Genomic DNA, 26197 nt, shown 5'->3' with positions numbered 1-26197 from the left:
GGCCTTATTCAGACGTTTATTCAGGCGGTTACACTAGTGGAGCTCACAATCGGCGAACAGGATATGGCGCGGAATCCGGAAGAAATTCTCGGCTTTCTCCTGCAGCGCCAGCGTAGGCAGATGGCATTGGTGCAGCCACTTGCGGAAAGTGCCGGGATGGACACCGATCCAGATGCTGACATCAGTTACCGAGAAGTCATACACCATGCAGAGTCCGGTCAGGATGACATTGCTTTGCGGTGAACGGGCAATCGTTCTTTTCATGAAACGGGACGGGGTCGGCTGGCACACAATCGGACTCTGCCGCAGAAGAGCTTCATTGAACAAGATATGGGACGGATAACCGAGCAGGCGGCAGACCTTGTCCAGATTGGTTCTGGAGGGAATGCGGCCTTCATACACCCATGCGCTTACGCTGCGCGAGGAAACGGATAGCTCTTCTGCAAGTCTGGAGAGCTTCATGTCCTTAGCCATCAGAATGGCCAGCAGAACGCGGTTGCGGATCTGGCTGCGCTTTGGCCGGCGGAATCTTTTGACACGTACACCTTGTCCAAGATATTTGCGGTTGATCAGAGACCAGGCCTGAATTTTATGTGGTTCTTGCTGATTCTTAGGCATAATTCCTCCGATATACTGAATTAATGAAGTGGTAATTCTTCTAGTTTAGCTGTATATGACTTTAACATTACACCAATGCTTTCGTCCAGATCAAATGCCTCCGTTTCGTTCAGCGCTAAGTTTCTTTCAGTAATGCTGTTGTTTATGATATATTTTTAGTAATCAAATTTATATTAATCAAGAGCTGGGAGCGAGATAGATGATCAAGCATATTGTATTCTTCAAATTAAAGGACCGGTCCCCGGACAAAGTACAAGAGACAGTAGCCGTTCTACGCAACATGGAAGGAAGAATTCCGCAGCTTATCTCTATTGAAGTAGGGGCTGATCTGATTCACTCCGAGCGTTCGTATGATATTGCCCTGGTTACCGTTGTAGCCTCCATGGAAGATTTACAGGCTTATCAGGTTCATCCGGCCCACAAGGAAGTTATCGCCCACATTAACGAAGTCAAAGATGTTTCTGTGGCTGTGGATTACGAGATTTAGGCAGCAAATGATCTGCAAGGCTGGAACCCATTAAGTACGGAAAGCGGTGACGGTTATGCGTGAGCTTGAGTATCCGATGGAAGCGTTAACGTATCTGGTTGTATTTTTGGCGGCTTGCTTCATTATGCTGTTCTGGCTGAAGCGCCGGGGCAAACGAGGGAAGTAGCGGCAGTTATGGAGTGGCAGGACAAATTACCGCAGGGTGGAGGGTCATCTGTGTATTATGTCAACCGTAAGCAAATTGAAACGATACTTGAACAAATCCCTGATCTGAATAACGGTCTCCGGCACGCGGCATCTTCCTGGGATGGCAGTACGATACTTGGTCTTGTACAGGAACGCTGCCTGCATCTGGCGGTAGAAGTGGTTACCGATGTGGGCAGCTGTCTGATCGACGGGTTCATTATGCGGGATGCCGGGAGCTATGAAGATATTATTTCCATTATTCATGAGGAAAAGGTGCTGGGTGACAGCGGGATTTACCCTGATCTGACCTCGCTGGTAGCCCTGCGCAAGCCTCTGGTTCAGGACTATTATGTGTGGGAACGGAAGGCGCTGCATCCGCTGACGCTGGTCCTGCCGGGTGTGCTGGAACAGTTCGCCTGCGAGGTGCGCGGCTATCTGGACCGGGAGCTGGGAATTGAAGTAACGGTGTAATCATAACGTAAAGTATGTAGTCAGACAGAAAGGAGGTCCTTTATGGCGAAGAAGGGTCAGGAAAGCGGTTCGACAAGGCGGATGATTATGACGCTGCTGAAGATGAAAGGGCCGCTGACAATCGGCGCTCTGGCGGAAGAACTGGGTATTACCGAAATGGGCGTCCGCCGCCATGTGCTTCAACTGGAGCAGGAGTCGCTTGCCAAGACCAAGGTGGTGCGCCAGGCCATGGGACGTCCTATGCATGTATACTCGCTTACCGAGCGGGCGGAAGATCATTTTCCCAAAAGCTATCACAATCTGGCGCTGGAGCTGCTGCGGGAGCTGGATCACGGGAGCGGGCTGGATGCGGTTAATGTGCTTTTTGAAGGCCGCAGGCGGCGTATGCTTGCCCAGTACACCCCTATGATGCAGAACCGCGATCTTGAGCAGCGTGTTGCCGAGCTGTCAGCGATTCAGAATGCCGGAGGGTATATGGCGGAATGGAGTAAGGAAGAGGACGGTTCATATGTGATGCGTGAATTTAACTGTCCGATCCGCCAGGTCGCTACCCAGTACCGCAAGGCCTGCCAGTGCGAGCAGCATTTGTTCGAGGAATTGCTGGATGCGAAGGTTACCCGCAGTGAATGTATGGCGGAAGGCGGCCAATGCTGCCGTTATGCAATCACTCCGAACAAAAAGGAGAAAACTTCGGAAAACTCCAAATGATCAGTCACAGGACAAACTCTCTATGCTTATGATATACCAGAACTAGGCGATCGCCCGGGCGGCCGGGCAGAGGCACTTTGAATCCAAAGGAGAGATTGATGATGAAAAAGGATACCAAAAGCTTGCTCTGGGGTGTGCTTGCCGGAAGTGTGGTCGGAACGGTGACTGCATTGCTGTTCGCGCCTAAACCGGGTAAGGAGCTTCGCAAGGATATTGCCGAAGGAACAACTGAAGCGGTCGATAAGGTCCAGGAAATCGCCGGTCAGGCCAGTGAGAAGACTACAGAGATCTACGGCAAGGCTAAAGAAGCTGTAGTGTCGGTCGTCAGTGAAGTCAAAGAATGGAGCAAAGCCGTCACGGATACAGTGGAAGAAGCTAAGACGGCTACCGTAAGCGGAATTGCTGAAGAGGCTGTGGAAGCCTCAGAAGCGGATGAAGTTGCTGAGGCTGCTGACGCTGTGCTGGAAGAGGAAGCCGTTGAAGCTGAGATAGAAGCTGAGATAGAAGCTGAATCAGACACGGATAGTGCTGTAGCTGAAAAGGTTGTTGACGTTAAAAGCGAAGGCGAACATTCCTAAGCTGACCAAACAATAGAAGAGCCGCTTTCCGCAGACAGGCGGGAGGCGGCTTTTGCCGTTCCTGTCCCTCTCCAGGTCTGGCTTGTTCCGGTCCGGGGCTGTACCTGATGAATCCCTTACTTGAACTAAGCCGGTAAATGGGGTATTATCTGCAATTGGGGCTGAAATCCTGGTACACTTTATTCCGGCCTTACATAAGCTACACAAAACAAGTTAAAGGATGCGGTGTGTTCGTGCAGCAAGCAATAGCTATATTAGACTCAGGTGTGGGAGGATTGACCGTTGTCAAAGAAGTGATGCGACAGCTCCCCAGGGAGAAAATCATCTATTTCGGCGATACGGCGAGAGCTCCGTACGGACCCCGTTCGACTGAGGAAGTGAAATTGTTCACTGAACAAATCGTGGACTACTTAATTCAATTTAATCCTAAAATGATCGTTATTGCCTGCAATACAGCAACAGCGGCAGCACTTGATTATATCTCCGCCAAGGTAGCCATTCCTGTGATCGGAGTCATTCACCCCGGTGCCCGGGCAGCCATCAGCGCATCCAAGAATGGCCAGGTCGGCGTCATCGGCACCATCGGTACGATCAAAAGCGGTGCATATACGGCGGCGCTGAAGCAGCTGTCACCGTTCGTCCAGGTGGTCAGCCAGGCCTGCCCGGCGCTTGTCCCTTTTGTAGAACAGGGATTGTTCCGCTCGGAGGAGAGTCACCTTGCCGTAGCAGAGTCGCTGAACGGCATCAAATACGAGCCGATTGATACTCTGATTCTGGGCTGTACCCATTATCCGTTCCTGGTCGAGCCGATTGGTAAAGTAATGGGGCCGGGAGTCAAGCTGATCAGCTCGGCAGACGAGACGGCGCGGGAGATCAGCACCATTCTGTATGACAAAGGCCAGCTGGCGCGCGGGGATGAAAGCCCGATCCACCAATTCTTCTGCAGCGGCGATGCTGAGATGTTCCAGCGGATCGCCCGGGACTGGCTTGGCGAGCAGATTAGCCGTACCCCTGTAGTATGGCAGGTATCCTCGATGTAGGCTGGGATGCTCTCTGTGGTGAATTGAATAGGGACAAACCCCCAGGCATCACGGGGCGGATGTTACAAGCCGGGAGCGGGATTCCCGGCTTTTTGTATGTTCAAATCCTTCATGACATGGAGCTGCTGCTCATATACTAGTCTAGGGCTGTGTCCCGCCTGTATTCGCGGAGAGACCCGGACAGGCTGGAGGGGACGGCGGCTCAAGAGGGCCGGGAGGATGAGACATATGCAGCAATATATTGCCCGCAGGGGAGATACCGTAAGCCGTATAGCCGCAAGACACGGACTGACACCGGAGCATGTCATTCAAGGAAATCCATGGGCTGGAAGCCAGCCTTATTTATATCCGGGGCAGGTGTTGTTCCTGCCGTCTGCTCCGCGTAAGCGTTATGCGGTGCAGGAAGGGGACGATGCACACAGCATCGCTTCCCTGTTCGGTGTGGGGATTGACGAACTGGAAATGCTGAATCCGGGGGTAAGCTCAGGGCGCATATGCCTGCCGGGCAAGGTGCTTGTGATTCCGGCCGCAGCCCGCCGTGAGGAAGTCTATCTGCGCGGTGAATACGGACCGGCTGACCTGGAGGCGGATACCGCCAGGCTGGCGGATAAATATCCTTTTGTCAGCACTGAAACCATCGGCACCAGCGTGCTCGGCAAGCCAATCACTCTGCTGCGTATCGGCAGCGGTCCACGGCATCTGCATGTGAATGGCGCGCTGCATGCAAACGAATGGCTGACAGCGCCTGCACTGATGCGCTTCATTGAAGAATACGCAGCAGCTTTTGCTTCGGGCAGCCCGTGGCATGGCCATCAGCCAGCGGACTGGCACCGGGACTGGACGCTATGGGCGGTGCCGATGGCGAATCCCGATGGTGTCGAGCTGGTGCAGGAAGGCGCGCTGCCGGATCATCCTTATTGTGCTGCGCTGATGAAATGGAACAGCGGCAGGCGCAGCTTCCGCCACTGGAAGGCCAACATCCGCGGCGTGGATCTGGGCGATCAGTTCCCCGCCCACTGGGAAGAGGAGCGCGACCGGCGGCAGGTTCCCGGTCCGGCTCCGCGGGATTACAGCGGGCATGCCCCGCTCTGTGAGCCGGAGGCAGCGGCGCTGGCGGCTCTGGCCGAGCGGATTCCCGGCGATGCGGCCGTATCCCTGCACAGCCAGGGTGCAGAGATTTACTGGAACTACCGGGGCTACGAGCCGCCGGAGAGTAAGCGTTGGGCAGCGGGGCTTGCGGCAGTGAGCGGCTACCGGGCGGTCGAGCTGACCGGCAGCGATGCCGGATACAAGGACTGGTTCATCCAGCGCTTCCGCAAGCCGGGATTCACGGTAGAGCTGGGCATAGGCAAGAATCCGCTGCCAGCGGCTGATTTTGAGGATATGGCCCTGGAGACCGGACTCATACTCGGGGCGATACTCTCAAATTTGAAATAATAATGAAACAATGTCTGCAAATTTGCGTAAGATAACAGCAAAGGGCACGGCCGCAATCCTCCCTATCAATCCTCCGCGGCTGTATCCTTTTTTATGGTATTGCTTGTTGGAGACAAGCTGGTTGGAGACAAATCGGGTCCATGGACCCGATTAATAGACGCAATTATTAGGCGCAATAATTAGCTCAATAATAAACGCACTAAGAAATCGTTCCTTAAAGAGCGGGCGGGCTGACCCCCCGACGCTTAAGGGGCGGTTTCTTTTTGTATTCGCTGGGGAGTAGGGGGGAATGAGGAGCAGAAATGCCCCTGGTTCCGCCGGAAGTGGGCTGGATGAGTAAATGAGGGGCAGAAATGCCCCTGATTCCGCCTGGAGTGGGCTGGATGAGTAAATGAGGAGCAGAAATGCCCCTGGTTCCGCCGGAAGTGGGCTGGGTGAGGCAAATGAGGTGCAGAAATGCTCCTGGTTCCGCCGGAAGTGGATTAGATGGACGAATGAGTTAGACTAATTTTTCCGGAGACTGCCGCTTGGTTAGTGGCTTGCCAAAATTGGTTACTGGTGATGCGGCAGCGGGCGCTCTAATGGAGGGACGCGGACTGAGAAGCGCTTATTTCACGAAAAAACTTAATAAGGGGGCTGAAGCGGACTGAGATTCCGTTAATTTATTCATTCGGGCTCAAAATGAGGTATATTCGGATACTTAACGGAATCTGAGTCCGTTTGACAGGAGATTTCGCCTGATTCCATCATTTAGCGGAATCTCTGTCCTCATCACTAGCTGAACCGGGCTGGGGTTCCGCTAGTAAACGCAAAGACAATGCACGCGCGCAGAGCATACATACGTCCATTCCTCCACACACCGCCACCCCCATACAAAGTGCTAACGTTACTCCAACGGCCTATACCAACTCGAACACCAACTCCAGCTCTAACTCTAGTTGGAAATCGAACTCCACTTCGAACGCCAACTCTCCAGTTCTAGCTCAAACCCCAACTCGAAATCGAACTCCTAATCGAACTCCACTTCGAACGCCAACTCCCCAGCTCCCGCTCCAACTCGAACTCGAACTTAAGCTCCAACTTAAGCTCCAACTCAAACTCCAACTCGAACACCAGCTCCAACTAGAACACCAACTCCAGCTCTAACTCTAGTTGGAAATCGAACTCCACTTCGAACATCAACTCTCCAGTTCCAGCTCAAACTCCAACTCGAACACCAGCTCCAACTAGAACACCAACTCCAGCTCTAACTCTAGTTGGAAATCGAACTCCACTTCGAACGCCAACTCTCCAGTTCCAGCTCAAACACCCACTCGAACTCCAGCTCGAACACCAACTCGATCTCTAACCCCAACCCCAACCCCAACCCCAACCCCAACCCCAACCCCAACCCCAACCCCAACCCCAACCCCAACCCCTGAGTCTCCCGCCTAGGCATTTTATAGTCAAAATAATGCACATCAAGCCGTATGAAAGCTATACCGTACTCGCAAATGTCTCTTGCTAAAATTAGCTTATAGAAAAGTGGCGGACGGCTTCACGGAAAGAGGGCCGGCCGCCGGGAAAGTGAGGGCCATATGGAGAACGATACGTATACGCTGAAAAGTAAACAGATCCCGCTGAATTCCTCCTACGACGTCATTGTAGTCGGAGGCGGACCTGCGGGCTGCACTGCCGCAGCTGCGGCGGCAAGAGAAGGGGCGCGGACGCTGCTGGTCGAAGCAACCGGGAGCCTGGGCGGAATGGGAACCTCCGGCCTGGTGCCGGCCTGGTGCCCATTCTCGGATAAAGAAAAGATGGTCTACCGGGGTCTCGCGGCCAAGGCATTCAATACCTTAAAGGCGCAAATGCCGCATGTCCGGGAGGATGCGATGGACTGGGTGCCGATCGAACCGGAGAAGCTTAAGCGGGTGTATGACGATCTTGTAACGGAGTCGGGTGCGCATATCCTGTTCCTGACCGCGCTTGCGGATGTGGACAGAGACGACCACGGCAACATCAACACCCTCCTCCTCTTGAACAAAGGCGGTCTGCAGGCCTTCCGTGCAGCCGTCTATGTCGATTGCACAGGAGACGGCGATGTCGCCGCATGGGCAGGCGCCGAGTACGAGATGGGGGACGAAGCGACCGGCGAGCTTCAGCCGGCAACGCATTGCTTCATCCTTGGCAACGTGGATGATTACGCGTATTTGAACGGGCCGAAGCTGCATGCGGAGAACCCGCACAGCCCGATCCATGAAGTGGTCCGGTCAGGGGAATATCCGGCAATTCCGGACACCCATCTGTGCAACAACATGGTAGCTCCGCGTGCCGTTGGCTTCAACGCCGGACATCTCTGGGGAGTCGATAACACGAATTCCTTCTCCGTATCCGGGGCATTGGTTGAAGGACGCAGGATGGCGGCTGCCTACCGGGACATGCTCGCCGCTGTCCATCCCGCGGCCTTTGGCAATGCGGTAGTCATGAGCACGGGCACGCTGATCGGAACGCGGGAGTCCCGGCGGATTACCGGCGATTACGTCCTGACGGCGGAGGACTACATTTCCCGCAGAAGCTTCGACGATGAGATCTGCCGCAACAGTTACTTCATTGATGTGCACGGCACACAGAAGGAGCAGCAGAGCGGCAGCGGGTCCAGCCAAGCGATCACGCTCTACGGTCCGGGCGAATCGCACGGCATTCCGTACCGCTGCCTTACGCCGCGCGGACTGCGCAATGTACTGGTCGCCGGCCGTTCCATCTCCTGCGACCGCAGGGTGCTGGGCAGTGTCCGGGTGATGCCGGTCTGCCTGGCAATGGGCGAAGCTGCCGGACTCGCTGCAGCACTGGCTGCCGCGCAGACCGGCGGTGACGTCCACGCCATCGACACCGCCCGTCTGCGCACCCGGCTCCGCGAAGAAGGCGGCTATTTGCCAGACACACAGGCTAATAACGCAGCAGGGGGAGAATGCAATGAGTGAATCTGCTGTTACCCGTAAGACAACCGGGGCTGAGCCCAAAACTTACTGGACACGCAAAAGAAGGGAGCAGCTGGCGGGGTGGCTCTTTATCGCTCCCGAAGTGATCGGTATGCTGGTGATCGCCGTGTTCCCGCTGCTGTTCAGCCTTTTCCTAAGCTTAACGGAGTGGAATCTGGTCGGAGGCTTGTCCGCCATTCACTTTGTGGGGATGGACAACTTCGTCGAATTGTTTAGAGACAACCGCTTCCTGCTGGCACTGAAGAATAACGTGCTGTTTACGATCGGCACGGTGCCGGTCACGATGCTGCTGGGGGTGGTGCTCTCGGCGCTGATCCATAAGAAGCTGTATGCCAAAACCTTTTTCAAAGTAGCCTTCTTCGTGCCCTACATTTGTTCAACCGTCGCGATTGCCGCTGTCTGGCAGGCGCTATATCACCCGTCCAAGGGACCGATCAACCAGATTCTGATGCAGATCGGCTTGTCCGAGCCGCCGCGCTGGCTGGTCGATACCAGCTTCTCGCTGATCGCCATTATGATTATTTACGTCTGGCAGCTGCTGGGCTATCAGATCATCATCTTCCTGGCCGGCATGACGAATATTCCGGAAGAGCTGTATGAAGCCGCAACGATTGACGGTGCGAGCGGGATCGGACAGTTCCGGCGGATTACGCTGCCGCTGCTGGGTCCGACTACTTTTTTCCTGGCGATCACCAGTACGATTTCGTCCTTCAAAATCTTCGACATGATCAAGTTCCTGACGGACGGCGGTCCCAACTATTCCAGTACGGTCATTGTGTACCAGATTTATGAGGAAGGGTTCGAGCGCTTCAAAATGGGCTACGCCTCGGCAATGTCCTGGGTGCTGTTCATCATCATCATGCTGGTTACGTCGATTACCTGGATGACACAGAACCGCAAAGTCCATTATTAGTCTACGGCGAAAGGAACTAAGGCAATGACAATGAGAAAATTTAAGACCGGCAATCTGATCTTTACGGCCCTGTTCGCCCTGCTCTCGGTATTCTTTCTGATGCCGCTGGTCTGGATGCTGTCCGCAGCCTCCAAGACGGAGAAGGAGGTCTGGACCTTCCCGATTCAATGGATTCCGACCGACTGGAATCTGGTTGCTAACTTTAAGGCCGTGTGGATGGGCGACGTCGCGTTTGGACTATTTTATATGAATTCGATTAAAATCGCCCTGATATCCACCATAGCTACAATTGTGATATCGGCCATGGCAGGTTACGCGCTCGGCAAGCTTGATTTCAAGGGCAGAACCCTGATTTTCACCCTGATGCTGGCTTTCATGATGATCCCGGAGCAGGCGACACTCGTTCCGCGCTATATTATGATCAAGGAGCTGGGACTCTACGATTCGCATGCAGCGCTCATCCTGATGGGGATGTTCTCCAGTTATTTCACCTTCCTGCTGCGCCAGTTCATGATCGGCATTCATAATGATATGCTGGAAGCTGCCGAGCTCGACGGTGCCGGATTCTTCCGCATCTTCTGGAGTGTTGTGCTGCCGCTAAGCCGGCCGATTCTGGCTACGGTAGGGATTATCAAGTTCATCTGGACATGGAATGATTACCAGGGACCGCTGATTATGCTGAATTCGACCAAGCTGTATACCATTCCGCTGGGGATGCAATTCTTCAAGGAAGAGTTCGGTACACAAATCTCCGTCATGATGATGGCTTCCGTAGCTGCGATTCTGCCGCTGCTTATCTTGTTCCTGGCCCTGCAAAAGCAAGTCATTGACGGCATTGCCATCGGCGGGGTCAAAGGTTAAAGTAATATCTCCGGGCAGCTATCCCTGCCCGGACCGGAAGGTCAAAAAAGTGTACGCGCACACCGCAAAGCTGTACACGGTGTGCGCGGGCCTTAGATTGTATAATGAGCCTGCAGACAACAAATCAAGGGGGAATTGCTTTGAAAAAACTATCTTTAGTATTAGCAAGTATGATTCTTATGCTCTCCGTTACCGCATGCGGCGGGAACGGCAACAGCAGTAATTCGGCCGCCACCGATGCGCCGGCTTCGGCTGATCCGGCTGCCGGAAGCAGCAGTACAGAACAGCCCGCAGGCAAGGCGAAGATCAAATTCTACACGTTCAAGGCCGATAAGCCGGAAGAACCGATCTACCAGGCCGTTCAGGCGTATAACGAATCCCAGGATAAAGTGGAAGTCGAATATGAATCACTGGTTCAGAACAGCGACAGTACTGATTTCATGAAGAAGCTGGATATTCTCGTAGCCGGCGGAGAAGTAGTCGATGTATTCATGACCGGTAATGAGGATGAACTGCTGGAGCGTGCTTCACGCGGTGTTGTGGAACCGCTTAACTCCTTCTTTGAGCAGGAGAGCATTACGCCGGAGGATGAATATTCCAAGCTGTTGAAGCTTGATGACAAGGTATACGGCATTCTGCCAAGCTCCACCCAGTGGCTGACGGTCTTTAACAAGGATCATCTGGAAGCAGCCGGGCTGTCCCTGCCTGAGATGGGCTGGACCTGGGATGACTTCCGCGACTATGCCAAGAAGCTGACGACACCTGAGCACTACGGAACCTATTTCCACACCTGGGGTGAGTATCCGAACATCATCGCTTACACCGAGAAGCCGCATCCGCAGCTGAGCGCAGATCTGAAGCCGATTTTCGATGATCCGTCCTTCGAGTACTTCTTCAATCTCCGCCGCACTATGGAGAAGGAAGATAAGAGTGTTGAACCGTATGCCGATGTGCTTGCTTCGAACTATCATGTGCTGCAGCAGTTTTTTGCCGGAAATGCCAGTATGCTCGCTGTACCAAGCTATGCTGTCCGGGCGGCGCTGAATCTGGAGAAATTCCCGCATGAGTTCCAGACGATGTACGCTCCGCTGCCGCGCTCTGTGGATACGGAAGAGCTGGGCATGACGAATATTTCCGGCGGCGGCCTCGCTATGGGCGCGAAATCGGAGAATAAGGAAGCCTCCTATGATTTCATCCGCTGGATGTCCAAGGAATCCTATAAATTTACGAAAGAAATTCCGGCATTCAAGGGTGTAGACGGAGCAGAGCTAATAAACGGCTTCTTTGGAGAAAATACAGATTTAATCGATACCGCATCGCTGTCCAAGACACTGTTTGATCCGAATATTCAAATGCCGGATACTTTCAGTGTGCCTTATGGCAGTGAGCTGAAAGCGATTGTGGAGAATGGCTTCGCCAGCTTTATCCTGGATAACCGCAGCTTCGATGAGGTCAAGACTGAAATGACAGCCGAAGTGGAGAAGGTAGTTCAGGCCAACCAGAAATAATGAATTAAGCTAAAGGCGGCAGCGATTATGGATTATAATAGGGACGTTGAATTTACATTACAGTACAAGGTGGATACATTATGAAATGGTTAAGCCGTTTTTCTTTCCATCGCAGACTGCAGTTCACGTTCCTGATCCTGATCCTGCTGCCTTTTATTGTCGTTACCTTCTGGTCGTACACCTCTGTGAGAGAGAATGTGAGTGATAAAATCTCGCGTGCAGGTGAGGAGACGCTGAAGGTTATCGGGAGTCAAATTGAAAAAACCGTAGACAGCATCTCGTTTGTCTCGGTCTATTTCTCTGAGGCATATGATCCGGCCGTGCTGGAAAGTCTGCGCTATTTAAAAAACACCGGGAACTTCGGGAACTACGGAGTGTATACCCACTACAATAAACTCAAGACTACGGCCAATATATTGTCCGTACAGTCGCTGGATGCCGATCTGCAGATTATGCTGGTCAACCGGGAGAACCGGATTCTGATCGGCAACCAGAATATTCCCGTCTTTTCGGGCCTGCCGGAGCAGCTTCTAGAGGAGAGCAGCAAGCTGAATGAGCAGGAGAAGATCTCACTGCAATGGTTCCCCTACGGCGGCAACCCCACTGCACCTGATTATTATTACGCTGTACGCTTTATTACCGATCCGCTGAATCAGGAGAAGCTGGCAACGCTGTACGTGGGCATTCCGAGCCATTATTTTCATAACCTGCTGGATACGGGCAATAGCGCCAACATTCTCTCCCTGGCTGACGGGCTGGGCAGAAGTATCGCGGTCACGGGCGGAGCGGATACTCCGAAGGAGAGTCAGATGCTGGTCAGCGAGGTCCGTATTCCAAAAGTAGGCTGGCTGCTCACCAGCAAGACGCCGCGCAGCTCCATCGACAGCCATATCAACCGCGAGTTTCTGGTCTCGATTTCGATCGTCGGTCTGTTCTTTCTGGCGTTTCTGATCCTGTCCATGCTGTGGGCCGGATATATCAATAAGCCGATCAGTCTGCTGCGGGCAAGCGTCAAGCAGTATGTCGGCGGCAACCGCGCGGTGCGGATTCCGGTCCGGGGCAAGGATGAAGTGGCAGTGCTGTCCTCAGCCTTCAACCAGATGCTGGATGATATGAATCAGCTGCTGCAGCAGGTCGAGAGTGAACAGGAGGAGAAAAGGCTGCTGGAGCTTCAGGCCTTGGCGGCGCAGATCCGGCCCCATTTTCTGCTGAATACGCTCAACTCGATCAAGGTGGATCTGCTGCTCTCCGGGGACCAGCCCCATGGCGCGATGATTGATGCGCTGATGAAGCTGCTGCGAGTGTACGTTCATGTAGATAAGCCGCTGGAGCTGGCGGAGGAGTGCAAGGTGCTGGGCAGCTATGTGCAGGTGATGCAGATCCGCAACCGGCTGGATATCGCTTTTGAATGCGTGCTGGACGAGAAGGTAGGCGAGGTTATGCTGCCAAGGCTGCTGCTGCAGCCCATTGTCGAGAATGCCATCAGCCACGGCTTCTCTGCACGTCCGGCGAAGCCGGCGATCCGGCTCGAGGCAGCGTTTGAAGACGATATGCTGAAGATCAGCATCAGCGACAATGGCCGGGGGATGCCGGAGGATAAGCTCCAGCGCCTGAACCGGCGGCTGCAAGGAAATGAAGACACGGCCCTGTGGCCGGAAAAAGGGGTCGGACTCGTGAACACGGCACGCCGGCTGCAGGTGCTGTACGGATACCGAGCGCGGCTGAGCGCGCAGGCAAGAACAGATGAGGATGGCATGACTTTTACCCTATATATCCCCGTAACCAGTGAGAAGGAGGCGGTTCCCCTTGATGACCCTGATGCTGATTGATGATGATGTCCCGATGCTGGAATATGTAGAATATCTGCTCGGGTCACTGGGACTGGAGCTGCAGCTGGTGGCTTCGGCCTTCAGCAGTGAGGATGCGCTGGAGCAGTTCCATGCGGCTCTGCCGGATGTCGTCATTATTGATATCGGCCTGCCGGGCATGGACGGGCTGGAGCTTGCGGATGCCTTCCGTATTACGAAGCCGGAGGTGCGCCTGATCTTCCTGACCTGCTATGAGGATTTCCATTACTCGAAGCGGGCCATCCAGCTGGAGGCGGATGATTATCTCATTAAGGATGAATTATCCCCTGAACAGCTGAAGAGCAGCCTCAGCAAAGCGATGAGCCGCTTCAAGAGCCGTGAAGAGCTGCTGGAGCGTTATTCCTTCCGCCAGGCGATTGAGCGCAATAAGGAAGTGCTGAAGCAGAGCTTCCTCAAGCAGCTGCTGTCCGGTACGGCAGATCAGGAGAATACGCTTGAATTCGGACAGCGCCTCGGGATCTCCTGGAAGCATCCTTATCTGCGCCACGGGTTTATCCATATGGATGCCGCCTCTGTAACCGAGCGTTACCGGTACAAGGATATACCGCTGATTCATTTTGCCGTGAACAATATAGCGCTGGAGCTGTCCGCCGGAGAAGCTTCCATTACTCCGATTATGAGCAGAGACGCAGACATTTATCTGGTTTGGAATGTAGCTGATCCTTACAGCCCGGGGACGGTGCTGACTGATTTTATGCAATCCGTGCTGGACAAGGTAGAGCAGTACCTGAAGATTACCCTGCGGGGGTTCTATTCAGGGGCTTCCGTGCCGCTGCGGAACTTCGACTCGCTCTATAGGACGCTTATGGACAGCCGCGATCACAACTTCTATCAGGCGGTTACTCCTATTGCTGTCCTCGATGAACAGGCGGATTTCGGGCAGACCGCCGAATGGCGCGGAGATAAGGAACGCGGGATGCTGTCGCTGGCGCTGGAGGAGGGGCATGCCGCCTGGATTGATCTGGCAGTCAATCAATGGACGCAGCAGGTCACTACGGATAGGCTGCTGCCCCGGCTGGTGAAGGAAGCCTGCGGCAATTTTGTGCGCCAGATGGCCTTTGAAGCCGGAGGACTTGCTGAGGAGGACTTCTTCACCCAGCTGGAGCAGACGGTTCATATCCAGGAGGCTGCCCGCCTGACCAAGCGGGAGCTGCGGAATCTGTGGAGACAGCATACGCTGGCACCCGTGGCGGCGCAGGAGAAGGATATCCGGCTGCAGGAGGTGGACCGTTTCCTGGAGGAGCATGTCGACCAGATGGTGACCTCGACCGATATGGCGGAGCATCTGCATCTGAATGCCAGCTACTTCTCCCGCTATTTCAAGAAGCTGTCCGGCATCAATTTCACCGACTACGTCAATCAGTACAAAATGAATATGGCGATCACGATGCTGGCACGGCCGCATGAGACGGTGGAGAATGTAGCCTACACGCTAGGCTTCTCCGATCGGGCTTATTTCTCCAAAGTGTTCAAGAAATACAGCGGGAGAAATCCCAGTGAATACAAAGCCGGGCCGGTAGAAGAGGGAGGCGCTGAGGAATGAAAAGTCCAAACTTTTCACCGGAACAGGCAATCAGGCTGCACGCTCAGGAGCCCTCCATCTCACTATAATGGTGAGGAAAAAGGAAATAACAAAAAGCGAGAAGGATCGGAGGGGCGCGAAGAGCGGTACCATTCAAGAAATCTGGGGACAACAGCGGCCGAAAGTCCAAATATTCACCGTAGTGACGACAGAGCTTTAAGTTAGTTTTTTAAGTTCAGGTTATCTAAGTATAGCTTCAAGGAGGAAGAACGATGAATAGAACTACGTTTAGATTACCTGCGGAAGAAATCGCCGTTTCGCATGAAGTGGATGTGCTGGTTGCAGGCGGCGGGCCTGCGGGCGTGGCGGCTGCGATTTCCGCCGCCAGAAGCGGAGCGCGGACGCTGCTGATTGAGCAGCGCGGCTTCCTGGGCGGCATGGGCACCGTTGCCCTGGTACCGGCCTTCTGTCCCTACAGTGACGGGGAGAAGGCGGTGGTACGCGGCATCGGCCTTGAGCTGCTGGAGCAGATGAAAGCGGAATGCGAGCCGGAATTCCGCGAACGCTTCGGCGCTGAGCTGGACTGGGTGCCTATCGATCCAGAGGTGCTTAAGCGTGTATACGACGATGCTGTAGCAGAGAGCGGAGCCGGGGTGCTGCTGCATACCATTGCCAGCCAGACCGTGATGGACGCAGACGGTCGCAAGATCGAAGGTGTCGTAATCGTCAACAAATCCGGCCGGACCCTCATCAAGGCGAAGACGGTGATCGACGCGACAGGCGATGCCGATCTGGCCGCCCTGGCAGGAGCGCCGTTCCATAAAGGCGGAGAAGCGGGTGAGCTTCAGGCTGCGACGATGTGTTATCTGCTGGCTAATGTGGACCGAAAGCGCTTCCTGAAGTATTTGGATGAAAGCGGCGACACCGATCAGATCCATCGGGCGGTGCAGGAGGCCCAAGCGGACGGGAAGCTGCCGCAGGGCCGGGATTCGGTCTCTGGCCTGTCCTGGGTTGCCGATTATCTGGTCGGCGTCAACTTCGGCCATGTCTTCGGCATCGACGGCTCCAGAGCGGAGGATTTGACCCGGGGCGCCGTGGAAGGCCGCAAGCTGGTCCTCCGCCAGCTGGAATTCTTCCGCGCGTACGTGCCCGGCTTTGAACAGGCCCACCTCGTGTCCACCGGAGAGCAGATCGGCATCCGCGAGACGCGGCGGATTGTGGGCGATTATGTTCTGACACAGGATGATTTCATGAATATGGTGTCCTTCCCGGATGATATTGCCCGCAACAGCTATTTCATCGATATCCATATGGCGCGCAGCAGCGGAGCCATGCATATTCACCATCTGCCGCCCGGCGAATCCCACGGCGTTCCCTACCGCTGCATGCTGCCGGTTGGTCTCGATAATGTGTGGGTGGCAGGACGCGCAGCCTCCTCGGACCGTGTAGTGCAGGGCTCGCTGCGTGTGATGCCCAACTGCTTCGCTATGGGGCAGGCGGCGGGAATGGCGGCAGCGATGGCTGCCGGTACGGACAGCCAGAGCCGGAAGGTAGACATCACCGTGCTTCAGCGTGGGCTGGTTCAGCAGGGAGCCTGGCTTGGTGAAGCATTGGCTGCGTTATAACTAATTGCGGGAGAGTGATTAGAATGACACGAACAAGTAAACGGGGCAGGCTGACCATCCTTGGCATCGTCGCATTTCTGCTGTTCAGTCTGATATCCGGAGCATCAGGACCTATGGCCGCCGCCGCAGGGACGACGTATTACGTCGATTCTGCCCTGGGCAGCGACAATAGCTCCGGTACCAGTGAAACGGCCGCCTGGAAGACGCTGGGCAAAGTGAACAGCACTACCTTCAGCCCGGGTGACCGGATCCTTTTGAAGGCAGGCGGCGTGTGGACTGATCAGTATCTTGATCTGCAGGGCTCAGGCTCTGAGGGGAACCCGATCACAGTAGACTGCTACGGGAGCGGAGCCAAACCGCTGATTCATTTCGGCAACACCGCCGTGGGCGGTGAAGGCTTCGGGGTCAGATTGCGCAATGTCTCCTACTGGGAGATCAATAATCTGGAGATTACAAGCGGACAGCAGCCCACGGATATGCGGAGAAACGGCGTGCTGGTTGTGGGGGAAGGAGCAGGAGCGGGGAGCTTCCGGCATATTTATATCCGCAATCTCGATATTCACGATATCTTTGGCACGGACCGCAGAACGGGCGGAATTAATGTTCATGCCCGGGGAGCCAACACCGCACCGGAGAGCACCTGGGACGATATTCTGATCGAGAATAACACAATCATCAACGTGGCGGATACCGGGATTCAGACGATGACGGATGCTTTTTTCAATAGTGCATGGACTCATAAGTTCGATGCTTTCAGCAATGTCGTGATCCGGGGCAATGTGGTGGAGAAAATCCACCGGGACGGCATCCTGGTCAGAGCCAGCGCCTCGCCGCTGATTGAATACAACAAGACGAAATCCATTGGAGAAGCCACCGATGTGAATACATCCATCGTCAATTACCTTGAGGATATCACTGTCGTTGCGGCGCAGTGGGCTTATTATACCAAGGGTGCTATATTCCAGTACAACGAGGCCTCCGATACCCGGATGCTGGGCGGAGACGGCCAGCCGTGGGACTTCGATATTGAGGTGCACGACAGCATCTACCAGTATAACTATAGCTATAACAACGAGGGCGGCACACTGCTGGTCATGAACAACACGAATAATAATATCTTCCGCTACAATATCAGCCAGAATGATAAGGATGCGAACGGGGTGTTCCATCTGGTGAACGGCGGCGGCAATCTGTACATCTACAACAATGTCATCTACCGTTCGGGAACACAGAATAAGGCACTGACCCATGCCAGCAATACAGGAATGGCCTATTACACTAATAATATCTTTTATAATGCTGCCAGCGGGCAATACACGAACAGTCCGAGAATGACGTATGATCACAACAGCTTCTACGGGCTGAATTCGGGTGTTCCCAGCGATCCTAACAAAATCACCGGCAATCCCGGCTTCGTCAGTCCAGGCACGGCCACAGGACTCGCTTCGGCAGACGGTTATAAGCTGGCGCAGACCTCTCCGCTGATCAATGCCGGGGTGGTGGTTGCAGGCAACGGGGGTCTCGATTACTTCGGAAATACACTGTATAACGGCGTGCCGGATATCGGTGTATTCGAGTTCCAGGGTACAATCACACCGCCGGTTACGCTGCTGCAGGATGATTTCGAGGATAACAATTACAGCGGCTGGACGACTTCAGGCGGGGCGTGGAGCGTAGCGGATGACGGTACGAAAGCTTTGACGCAGACATCGTCGTCAGGGGAAGCGCTGGCGTATACCGGCGATGCCTCCTGGAGGAACTACACGTATTCGGCCAAAATTAAGCTGCTGAATGCCTTCGGCAACGCTGGACTGCTGTTCCGGTATGCGGATGCCTCGAATTATTACATGTTCAGATTGAATGATTCAGGCGACAAGGCGGAGTTGTTCAAAAAAACAGCCGGAACGCTCACGATGGTAAGCAGTGCCAATGTTGCCGTTACGCCCGGCCAGTGGACGGAGCTGAAGGTAGTGGTCAGCGGCAGTACGGTTACGGCTTTTGCAGGCGGTACCCAGCTGATCCAGTGGACCGATACGGCGGCGCAGCCGGCCGGAGGGAAGATTGGGCTACGGATGCATTCCAGCACCGCCCGGATCGACGATGTTGAGGTTACGGAATAAAGTTTAGCGGGATGATCCGGTCAAATTTTAGTTAAAAATGAAACGATTTCTGCAAATTTGCGTAAGATAACAGCAAAGGGTATGGCCGCAATCCTTTCAACGGGTGTTTGGCGGCTGTGCCCTTTTCTCTTTTCTAATGATATAAGCAAATGAAGCAGGGAGGACTACTCAATGAAATTCAGAAAACTGTTGTCGCTCAAACAATGGTCTCATATATTTCGCAGCTCCTGGCAGTATATCATTTCACCGAACGTCACTATGGGAGATAAGCTGCTGTTCACTATTCCGGCGCTGCTGTACTGGGTGCTGCCTGACTTCATGCCGTTCATACCAATAGATGACATCGGGGTAACGATGCTGCTGATGGGCTGGTTCGTCTCGCGGATGGACCGCAAATACCCGGCGCTGAAGAGCCTAAGATGACGGTTTTACGACAATTTTGACTGCTCTATCTGATGTATTTCAGCAATATGGTTGCTTTTACATCCTATATTCCTTAAAATGAATTATTGAGTATTTAAACTATAGATGCCCGGGAGATGGAATCGAATGAACGTCAAAATTACCCGCAATGCGGCTAAAGTGATAAAGAAAACTATGGAGCTTGAAGGCAACAGCGAGCTTAAACTGCGCGTAGCGATTACGCATTCCCACGGTGACCATGCCCACTACGGCCTGGATCTGGACACGCCTAAGGAGAACGACGTAGTCATCTCCACCGACAAAGAAATCGATGTTATTCTTGATCCGAACCAGCCGCTGCTGGATGGTGTGAAGATTGATTATCTCTACTTCCCTGAGGAAGGCTTCGTTATTACTAATCCGTCTAAAGGAAATCATGGCGATCACTAATTGATCCGCCCGTATTTTACGGACATAAAGAAGGGTTGCTTCATGGCTAACGATATAAGATTATGTGACGAGTGCAATCATATCAAAATGAAAAGCATCGTGCCCAAGCTGCTGAAGATGGCGCCTGACGCCGAGATCAAAACAGGCTGTATCTCCTACTGCGGACCCTGCGGCAAACGCCCGTTTGTCTATATCAACGGCCGTTACATCAGTGCTCCGACAGAAGATGAGGTGCTGGCCAAAGCGGAAGCTTTCGTCAAACAGCCGGCAGTGAAGAAATAGATCAGGTCTGGTAGAATTGTTTTGATAGTGTGATAGAAAAAATACAGCCTCCGCATAAGTTTGCGGGGGTTGTATTATTGTGTGATTGTATGCAAAAAACTGAATATATTAAGCTGCTACATGCTGCTGCGAGAGTGAACGGGCCGAATGTATGTGAAAAACCAAATACAATGTGCTGCAGCGAGGGGAATCGGACCGAATGTATGTGGAAAATCAAATACATATATTTTCTGTATTGTGTTTGCGGATTAAAAGTGGCACACTAGCGATAGATACAATCAACGCGGCAAAGAATGCCCCATCTCCCTTCCCTACCGGAAGGAGGTGGGGCTTTGTGCATTCAAAGACTAATATCATCGCAAAGTGAGGGGACGGAAATGGGCTTTGCAAGGGAACATGAGCAGTGGCTGCTCAAACATCTTAAACGGAGAAAGGGAGAGCGGCTTGATGCGCTAAGGCGGGGGCATGGCTATGGTAACCGATTATTTGTCGAACAGGTGTGGTGGCCGCTTGCCGGACATTTTCACGGACTGCATCCGGAATATGAAGTTAAGGACTGGCGTGGCCGATCCTATTTTGTTGATATTTTATGGGAGGTAGGTTCCTCGCGCATTGCATTTGAGATTATGGATTATGGGTCGCATGGCATGGACCGTAGCAAATACCGGATGGACCTGAACCGCGGCCTCTTTCTGCAGTCACAGGCTTGTACTGTGCATTATATTTCTCTGGATGAACTTAAGGAAAATCCGTCATTTATCCTTTCTGTGCTGCGGAACACGTTGTTTCCTTATTTGTCAGCAGAGATGCCTGCTCATAGAAGCACCGAGAAATCGTATTCCAAAATCGAACGGGATTTGATGCGCTCCGCCATCCGTCATCATCGTGTTCTGCGTCCGGTGGAGGCAGCGAGAGAGCTGGAATTGTATATTACAACAGTCATCAAATATAGCCGCATGCTGGTGGATAAGGGAAAGTTTCGCCCAGTGGCAAGAGGCGCATCACAGCGAATTAATTACTACGAGTACATAGGTACGCTCCAAAGTCCTGATCTAGTCTGATAATCGTTGCGACCACAGATTATATATGAAAAACCAAATACAATGTGCTGTAGCGAGGGTGAAGGGGCCGAATGTATGTGAAAAACCAAATACAATGTGCTGCAGCGAGGGTGAAGGGGCCGAATGTATGTGAAATACCAAATACAATGTGCTGCAGCGAGAGTGAACGGGCCGAATGTATGTGAAAAACCAAATACAATGTGCTGCAGCGAGGGTGAGCGGGCCGAATTTATGTGAAATACCAAATACAATATATTGCAGCGAGGGTGAACGGGCCGAATGTATGTGAAAAACCAAATACCTTTGGCCGTTTACGCTTATTGTGGCGTTATATTGAGGGAATTCTGTGCTTCAGCAGCTGGTTTAGCATAAACAAGCCTTAAGTCCGCAGCGCAACCCCGCTTCACGGAACTTAAGGCTTGTTAGGTGTGAGTTACCGGGCGGCATGACAGTTGGTGGAACGTTGTACGCCTCCTACTCGATAGGCCGCCAGTCTAAGTCACAGCTCCTGCTAATTACGCGGAGGCAGCGGGCCGAGGTATTGATAGTATTGGCATTCAATCCGGCCATTGTACAGCTTGCGGCGCTTGTCCGCCTTACGTCCGTAGTATTGCTCGAATTCCTTATACGGGCTGATGGCGAAGAAGGACCAGGTTGGCAGATAGAGCATCATCTCGCCGAATTGGCGGGTCAGCTTCTCCACTTCCTTATCATTACTGATCCGCTCCCCGTATGGAGGGTTCGTGATAATGCAGCCATACTCGCCTTCCGGGCGGGCCTTGGCGGCAGCAATATGCTTGAAGGTGATCTCACCGGAGAGTCCGGCGCTCTTGGCGGCGGCTTCGGCAATCTCAATCGCTGCCGGATCAATGTCGGTGCCGGTCAGCTGCAGCGGGTAGTCGTCGCGCACAGCGTCGAAGGCTTCCTCGCGGGCTTCCTCCCACAGCCGCTGCGGGATCTCCGGCCAGTGCTCGGACGGGAACGAGCGGCGCAGACCCGGTGCGATATTCCAGGCGATCATCGCGGCCTCGATCAGAATCGTACCGGAACCGCAGCATGGATCGTACAGCGGCCGGTGGCCGTTCCAGCGGCTGAGCTGGATCAGGGCCGCAGCCATGGTCTCCTTCAGCGGCGCTTCGGTGGCCTGGCGGCGGTAGCCGCGTTTGTGCAGCGCCGGTCCGGTGGTGTCCAGGGTGATCAGCGCGATGTCATTCAGCAGAATGACTTCAACCACATAACGCGGCCCGTTCTCAGGGAACCACTCGGTATGGTAGGACAGCTTCAGCTTCTCGACAATCGCCTTCTTGACGATCCCCTGGCAGGCAGGAACACTCGTCAGCTGTGATTTGTGGGAGCGGCCTTCTACCGGGAATTCGCCGTTCTCGGGAATCCAGTCCTCCCAGTTGATGGCTTTGACGCCTTCGAACAGCTCATCAAAGGTTTTGGCCGGGAACTGGCCCATTTTGACCAATACACGGTCAGAGGTGCGCAGCCATAAATTGCAGCGGCAGATGTCGATGTAATCTCCGCTGAATAATACCCGTCCGTTCTCGACCGTGGTCTCATAACCCAGTTCGTTTAATTCACGCGCTACTACAGCCTCCAGCCCCATGGGGGCGGTGGCGATCAATTGTAATTTGCCCAAATGCTCTCAACTCCGTTTAACTTGTGGATAAATACGCAAAGCCAGTACAATAAGAGAAGCTTGCTCTCCATGTGAATGTGAACCATTAGAACGTTCAGATATCAGTATAGGGTAATGAAGAGATCTACACAATGCCCGTTCACGCTACACAAAATGAAATTTGAAGGAGAAAACATATGCAGAATCAGGAAGAATACAGTGAACAGCTATATACAGAGGATGAATTACTATTAAAAGTCAAACAGGCCATCGCAGCAAACGGAATGCCGGAGGTGTCCATCGCTCCAGGCTACGGCAGACTGCTGACAATGCTGGTTACCCTTTCCCGCGCCACCCGGATACTTGAGATTGGTGCGCTGGGGGGCTACAGCGGAATCTGCCTGTGCCGTGGTTTAACGCAGAGCGGCAGCCTGACTTCCCTGGAGCTTAAGGCTGACTATGCCAAGCTTGCCCACAGCCATCTGGAGCAGGCGGGCTTCGGGGACGCGGTAGAATACAAAATCGGCCCCGCGCTGGACAGCCTGAAGCTGCTCGAAGCGCAGGGCCAAAAGTATGATTTCTTCTTCATCGATGCCGACAAGGAGAACTATCCGAATTATCTGGAATATGCGATCCGGCTCGCTTCCCCGGGCGCAATTATTGCCGGTGACAACATTTTCTTGCGCGGCCGCACGCTGAATACGGAGAAGAACGGACCTGCCGTTCAGGCGATTCGCCGCTTCAATGAGATGATTGCCGGCGATCCCCGCCTGACCAGCACACTGCTGCCGGCCTACGACGGACTAGCCTTGGCGATGGTTAAATAGCCTGTCCTCTGCAGGCTGAGCCCATACGCTCCACGCATACCAAGGTCTGCTAACGGAACAACCTGGGTTCTGTCTTCTTATATAACTTGAGCCTTACCCAGACCGTATTAATCAGCAGGAACGCGCCGGAGATGATGAACAGCCCTTCGATCCCGATATATCCGGACAGGAAGCCGCCGATGACCGCGCCCAGCATGTTGCCGAGCGCCAGTGTGCTGCTGTTGAAGCCGAAGGCCCGGCTCTCCTTGCCGTCGGGCGTATAGGAGCGGATGAGGGCGTTGACGCTCGGCAGCAGGCCGCCCATGAAGACACCCATCAGGAAGCGGACGAGGATCAGCTGCCACACGCTGGTCACGAAGGCCTGCGGGATCAGGAACAGCGCCGCGCCAATCAGCGCATAGGTCAGTATCCGGTGGGCGCCGACCTTGTCGCTGAGCTTGCCGAGCAGCGGAGAAGCCAGCATGTTCGAAATACCGGTGACGGCACTGACCATGCCTGCCCAGAAGGCAATATTCACAGCGGAGCCGTGCAGCTTCTCCACGTAGAGCGGCAGCAGCGACATCGGGCTGATCATGGCGAACTGCAGCAGGAACGTTACGCCGAACAGTGCCGGCAGCTGCGGAACCTTAGCCAGCTCCTTGAAGCCTTCGAGCACAGAGACCTGCGGCACCTGCGCAGCCTCCACCCGGTCGAATTTCTCCTTGACCAGGAATAACGCCAGCAGGGAGGCGACGAACAAGAGCGCACCCACGACATAAAAGATCGGGCGGAACCCGATCCAATCCGCCAGCAATCCGCCGATCAGCGGACCGAGAATTGTACCCGCTACAGCGCCGGACTGCATCAGTCCCATCGCGAAGCCCATACGCGGCTTCGGGGTGGTTCCCGAGACCAATGCGATGGAGGCGGGATTGAAGCCGGAGATGGTTCCGTTTAGCAGGCGGAGCAGCAGCAGCTGCATCGGGGACTGCGCGAAGCCCATCAGCACGATGACAATTGCCATACCGAAGCTGGAGCGCAGCAGCATGATTTTGCGGCCGTATTTGTCGGCAAGCTTGCCCCACAGGGGCTGAAAGATGAACGAGGTCAAGAAGTTTGCGGCAAAAATAAGTCCGGCCCACATCCCGATCGCGTGATCTCCGGTCACACCCAGGTCTTTAGCGAGATAAAGGGACAGAAAAGGGGTAATCATAGTCATGCCGGCATTCACCAGAAACTGGCCAAACCAAAGCACCATGAGGTTGACTTTCCAGGTCTCCCAATTCTTCAAAGTGCTTTCACTTCCTTTCAGGGGATTCAGGGATAAATAGTTCACGAAAAATTGACATTATATCAGTATATCATAGTTTTTTAGCCGTGCAGTGCAACACTTGTCATAGTAATGTCATGGGATTGTCATTCCCTTAAGGGTGAAGCGGTTGTTACCCGCTGGCAAAAGGGGCATAATAATGATATGTGTTTTCACAGTAACCTATCAAATCTAATGGAGATCTTATCATGACCTACAACGACACTTTTATCCGCGCCTGCAGACAGCAGAGCACGGAGCACGTTCCCGTATGGTACATGCGGCAGGCCGGCCGTTATGATCCCGAGTACCGTAAAATCAAGGAGAAATACTCGCTGCTGGAGATCTGCAGACAGCCGGAGCTTGCAGCTGAAGTAACCTTGATGCCTGTGCGCAAGCTGGGTGTGGACGCGGCCATCCTGTATTCCGACATTATGAATCCTATAGCTTCCCTTGGCGTGGACTTCGACATCGTGAAGAATATCGGCCCGGTCATTGAGAATCCGATCCGCTCGGCGGCGGATGTCGACCGGCTGAAGCCGATTGATGTGGAAGGGGATCTGGGCCACATTCTGGAGACGATTGCCCTCCTCGACAAAGAGCTGGACGTGCCGCTGATCACTTTTGCAGGAGCGCCTTTCACCATCGCCAGCTATCTGATTGAAGGCAGGCCCTCCAAGAGCTATCACCGCACCAAGGAAATGATGTTCAGCCAGCCCCGCGTGTGGGAGAAGCTGATGGAGAAGCTGGGCGATATGGTTATCGCATATCTTCGCGCCCATGTCGCAAGCGGCGGCAAGGCGTTCCAGCTGTTCGACAGCTGGGTGGGGTCTCTGGCCCCGCGTGACTTCGAAACCTATGTGCTGCCGACGATTACCCGGATTTTTGCCGAGCTGTCTGATCTGGACGTGCCGAAGATTTACTTCCCCGGAGTCAGCTCAGGGGAGCTGCTCCCCAGCCTGGCCAGGCTGCAGGCCGATGTAATCGGACTGGACTGGCGCGTAAGCCTGACCGAAGGCAGACGCAGAACGGGCGGAGGATTCGCGATTCAAGGCAATCTGGATCCTTATCTGCTGACCGCACCAATGGACGTATTGAAAGAACGGGCGAAAGAACTGATCGATGAAGGCATCAGACAGCCGGGATATATTTTTAATCTGGGCCATGGATTATTTCCTGAAGCATCATTGGACACACTTAAGGAATTAACGGATTATGTACATGAGTATTCGGCAGCGGCATTGAAACAGGCAGCAGGACCGCTCGCGTAATTAAAGCAAGGTACATGAGATAGCAGCAATTGCTGCTCTCTTTGTTTTTTATGAGCACAATGGAATTTTGAA

General features: G+C 53.8%; 23 protein-coding genes. 20 read left to right on the top strand and 3 right to left on the bottom strand.

The features are described 5' to 3' along the window. Window positions 1–33: 33 nt before the first annotated feature. The gene (locus tag GC101_RS18790) at window positions 34–618 is read right to left on the bottom strand and encodes a helix-turn-helix domain-containing protein (protein ID WP_171718468.1); all 585 of its coding nucleotides are present in this window, start codon (window positions 616–618) and stop codon (window positions 34–36) included. 199 nt (window positions 619–817) lie between these two features. Here GC101_RS18790 and GC101_RS18785 point away from each other — a divergent pair, with 199 nt between their 5' ends. From GC101_RS18785 to GC101_RS18700, 18 genes are all read left to right on the top strand, one after another. Beyond that, window positions 818–1105: a Dabb family protein gene (locus GC101_RS18785; protein WP_039308729.1), complete on the top strand. Its 288-nt coding sequence runs from the start codon at window positions 818–820 to the stop codon at window positions 1103–1105. Between the two features lie 216 nt (window positions 1106–1321). Further along, window positions 1322–1762 (top strand): HepT-like ribonuclease domain-containing protein, encoded by a 441-nt coding sequence (locus GC101_RS18780; RefSeq protein WP_171718467.1) that lies wholly within the window; start codon window positions 1322–1324, stop codon window positions 1760–1762. Between the two features lie 42 nt (window positions 1763–1804). Next, window positions 1805–2470, top strand: a complete 666-nt coding sequence (locus GC101_RS18775) for a helix-turn-helix transcriptional regulator (protein ID WP_171718466.1) — start codon at window positions 1805–1807, stop codon at window positions 2468–2470. A 98-nt stretch (window positions 2471–2568) separates the two neighbouring features. Next, window positions 2569–3048 (top strand): YtxH domain-containing protein, encoded by a 480-nt coding sequence (locus tag GC101_RS18770; protein WP_171718465.1) that lies wholly within the window; start codon window positions 2569–2571, stop codon window positions 3046–3048. Window positions 3049–3281: 233 nt separating this feature from the next. Next, entirely contained in the window at window positions 3282–4088 is an 807-nt protein-coding gene (gene racE, locus GC101_RS18765; RefSeq protein WP_039308737.1) for a glutamate racemase, read from the top strand. Between the two features lie 228 nt (window positions 4089–4316). Then, a complete protein-coding gene (locus GC101_RS18760; protein ID WP_171718463.1) occupies window positions 4317–5525 on the top strand; it encodes a M14 family metallopeptidase in 1209 nt (402 codons plus the stop codon). 1577 nt (window positions 5526–7102) lie between these two features. Further along, window positions 7103–8485, top strand: a complete 1383-nt coding sequence (locus GC101_RS18755; protein WP_171718462.1) for an FAD-dependent oxidoreductase — start codon at window positions 7103–7105, stop codon at window positions 8483–8485. Then, window positions 8478–9416 carry a carbohydrate ABC transporter permease gene (locus GC101_RS18750; protein ID WP_171718461.1) on the top strand — a complete coding sequence of 313 codons (939 nt, stop codon included), beginning with the start codon at window positions 8478–8480 and terminating at the stop codon, window positions 9414–9416. Before GC101_RS18755 ends, GC101_RS18750 begins: the two co-directional genes overlap by 8 nt. A gap of 24 nt (window positions 9417–9440) precedes the next feature. Next, a complete protein-coding gene (locus tag GC101_RS18745; RefSeq protein WP_171718460.1) occupies window positions 9441–10277 on the top strand; it encodes a carbohydrate ABC transporter permease in 837 nt (278 codons plus the stop codon). 140 nt (window positions 10278–10417) lie between these two features. Beyond that, window positions 10418–11785, top strand: a complete 1368-nt coding sequence (locus GC101_RS18740) for an ABC transporter substrate-binding protein (RefSeq protein WP_171718459.1) — start codon at window positions 10418–10420, stop codon at window positions 11783–11785. An 80-nt stretch (window positions 11786–11865) separates the two neighbouring features. Further along, window positions 11866–13614 carry a sensor histidine kinase gene (locus GC101_RS18735; protein WP_171718458.1) on the top strand — a complete coding sequence of 583 codons (1749 nt, stop codon included), beginning with the start codon at window positions 11866–11868 and terminating at the stop codon, window positions 13612–13614. Further along, window positions 13595–15196, top strand: a complete 1602-nt coding sequence (locus tag GC101_RS18730) for a helix-turn-helix domain-containing protein (RefSeq protein WP_246354415.1) — start codon at window positions 13595–13597, stop codon at window positions 15194–15196. Before GC101_RS18735 ends, GC101_RS18730 begins: the two co-directional genes overlap by 20 nt. A 251-nt stretch (window positions 15197–15447) precedes the next feature. Beyond that, the gene (locus GC101_RS18725; protein WP_171718456.1) at window positions 15448–16800 is read left to right on the top strand and encodes an FAD-dependent oxidoreductase; all 1353 of its coding nucleotides are present in this window, start codon (window positions 15448–15450) and stop codon (window positions 16798–16800) included. Between the two features lie 23 nt (window positions 16801–16823). Continuing rightward, on the top strand, window positions 16824–18920 hold the full coding sequence (locus tag GC101_RS18720) for a 3-keto-alpha-glucoside-1,2-lyase-like domain-containing protein (protein WP_171718455.1): 2097 nt from the start codon (window positions 16824–16826) through the stop codon (window positions 18918–18920). Window positions 18921–19091: 171 nt separating this feature from the next. After that, window positions 19092–19343, top strand: a complete 252-nt coding sequence (locus GC101_RS18715; protein WP_039308765.1) for a hypothetical protein — start codon at window positions 19092–19094, stop codon at window positions 19341–19343. 126 nt (window positions 19344–19469) lie between these two features. Continuing rightward, a complete protein-coding gene (locus GC101_RS18710; RefSeq protein WP_039308768.1) occupies window positions 19470–19772 on the top strand; it encodes a HesB/IscA family protein in 303 nt (100 codons plus the stop codon). Between the two features lie 42 nt (window positions 19773–19814). Next, window positions 19815–20054, top strand: a complete 240-nt coding sequence (locus GC101_RS18705; protein ID WP_039308771.1) for a DUF1450 domain-containing protein — start codon at window positions 19815–19817, stop codon at window positions 20052–20054. A 377-nt stretch (window positions 20055–20431) separates the two neighbouring features. After that, window positions 20432–21115, top strand: coding sequence for a hypothetical protein (locus GC101_RS18700; RefSeq protein ID WP_171718454.1), 684 nt, complete (start codon window positions 20432–20434; stop codon window positions 21113–21115). Window positions 21116–21626: 511 nt separating this feature from the next. Here GC101_RS18700 and GC101_RS18695 read toward each other — a convergent pair. Further along, window positions 21627–22760: a THUMP domain-containing class I SAM-dependent RNA methyltransferase gene (locus GC101_RS18695; RefSeq protein WP_042135686.1), complete on the bottom strand. Its 1134-nt coding sequence runs from the start codon at window positions 22758–22760 to the stop codon at window positions 21627–21629. Window positions 22761–22936: 176 nt separating this feature from the next. Between GC101_RS18695 and GC101_RS18690 the strand changes: the two genes are divergently transcribed. After that, window positions 22937–23566, top strand: coding sequence for an O-methyltransferase (locus GC101_RS18690; protein ID WP_171718453.1), 630 nt, complete (start codon window positions 22937–22939; stop codon window positions 23564–23566). A 49-nt stretch (window positions 23567–23615) separates the two neighbouring features. Here the strand turns inward: GC101_RS18690 and GC101_RS18685 are convergent, their stop codons facing one another. Further along, window positions 23616–24836 carry an MFS transporter gene (locus tag GC101_RS18685; RefSeq protein ID WP_042135690.1) on the bottom strand — a complete coding sequence of 407 codons (1221 nt, stop codon included), beginning with the start codon at window positions 24834–24836 and terminating at the stop codon, window positions 23616–23618. Window positions 24837–25063: 227 nt separating this feature from the next. Between GC101_RS18685 and hemE the strand changes: the two genes are divergently transcribed. Next, window positions 25064–26125 (top strand): uroporphyrinogen decarboxylase, encoded by a 1062-nt coding sequence (gene hemE / locus GC101_RS18680; protein ID WP_171718452.1) that lies wholly within the window; start codon window positions 25064–25066, stop codon window positions 26123–26125. The last annotated feature ends 72 nt before the right edge of the window (window positions 26126–26197 follow it).

The sequence above is a fragment of the Paenibacillus phytohabitans genome (assembly GCF_013141775.1).
Lineage (GTDB): Bacteria > Bacillota > Bacilli > Paenibacillales > Paenibacillaceae > Paenibacillus_AQ > Paenibacillus_AQ phytohabitans.
The sequence above is the reverse complement of the archived record's forward strand: the minus strand, read 5'-3'. Positions and strand labels throughout refer to the sequence as shown.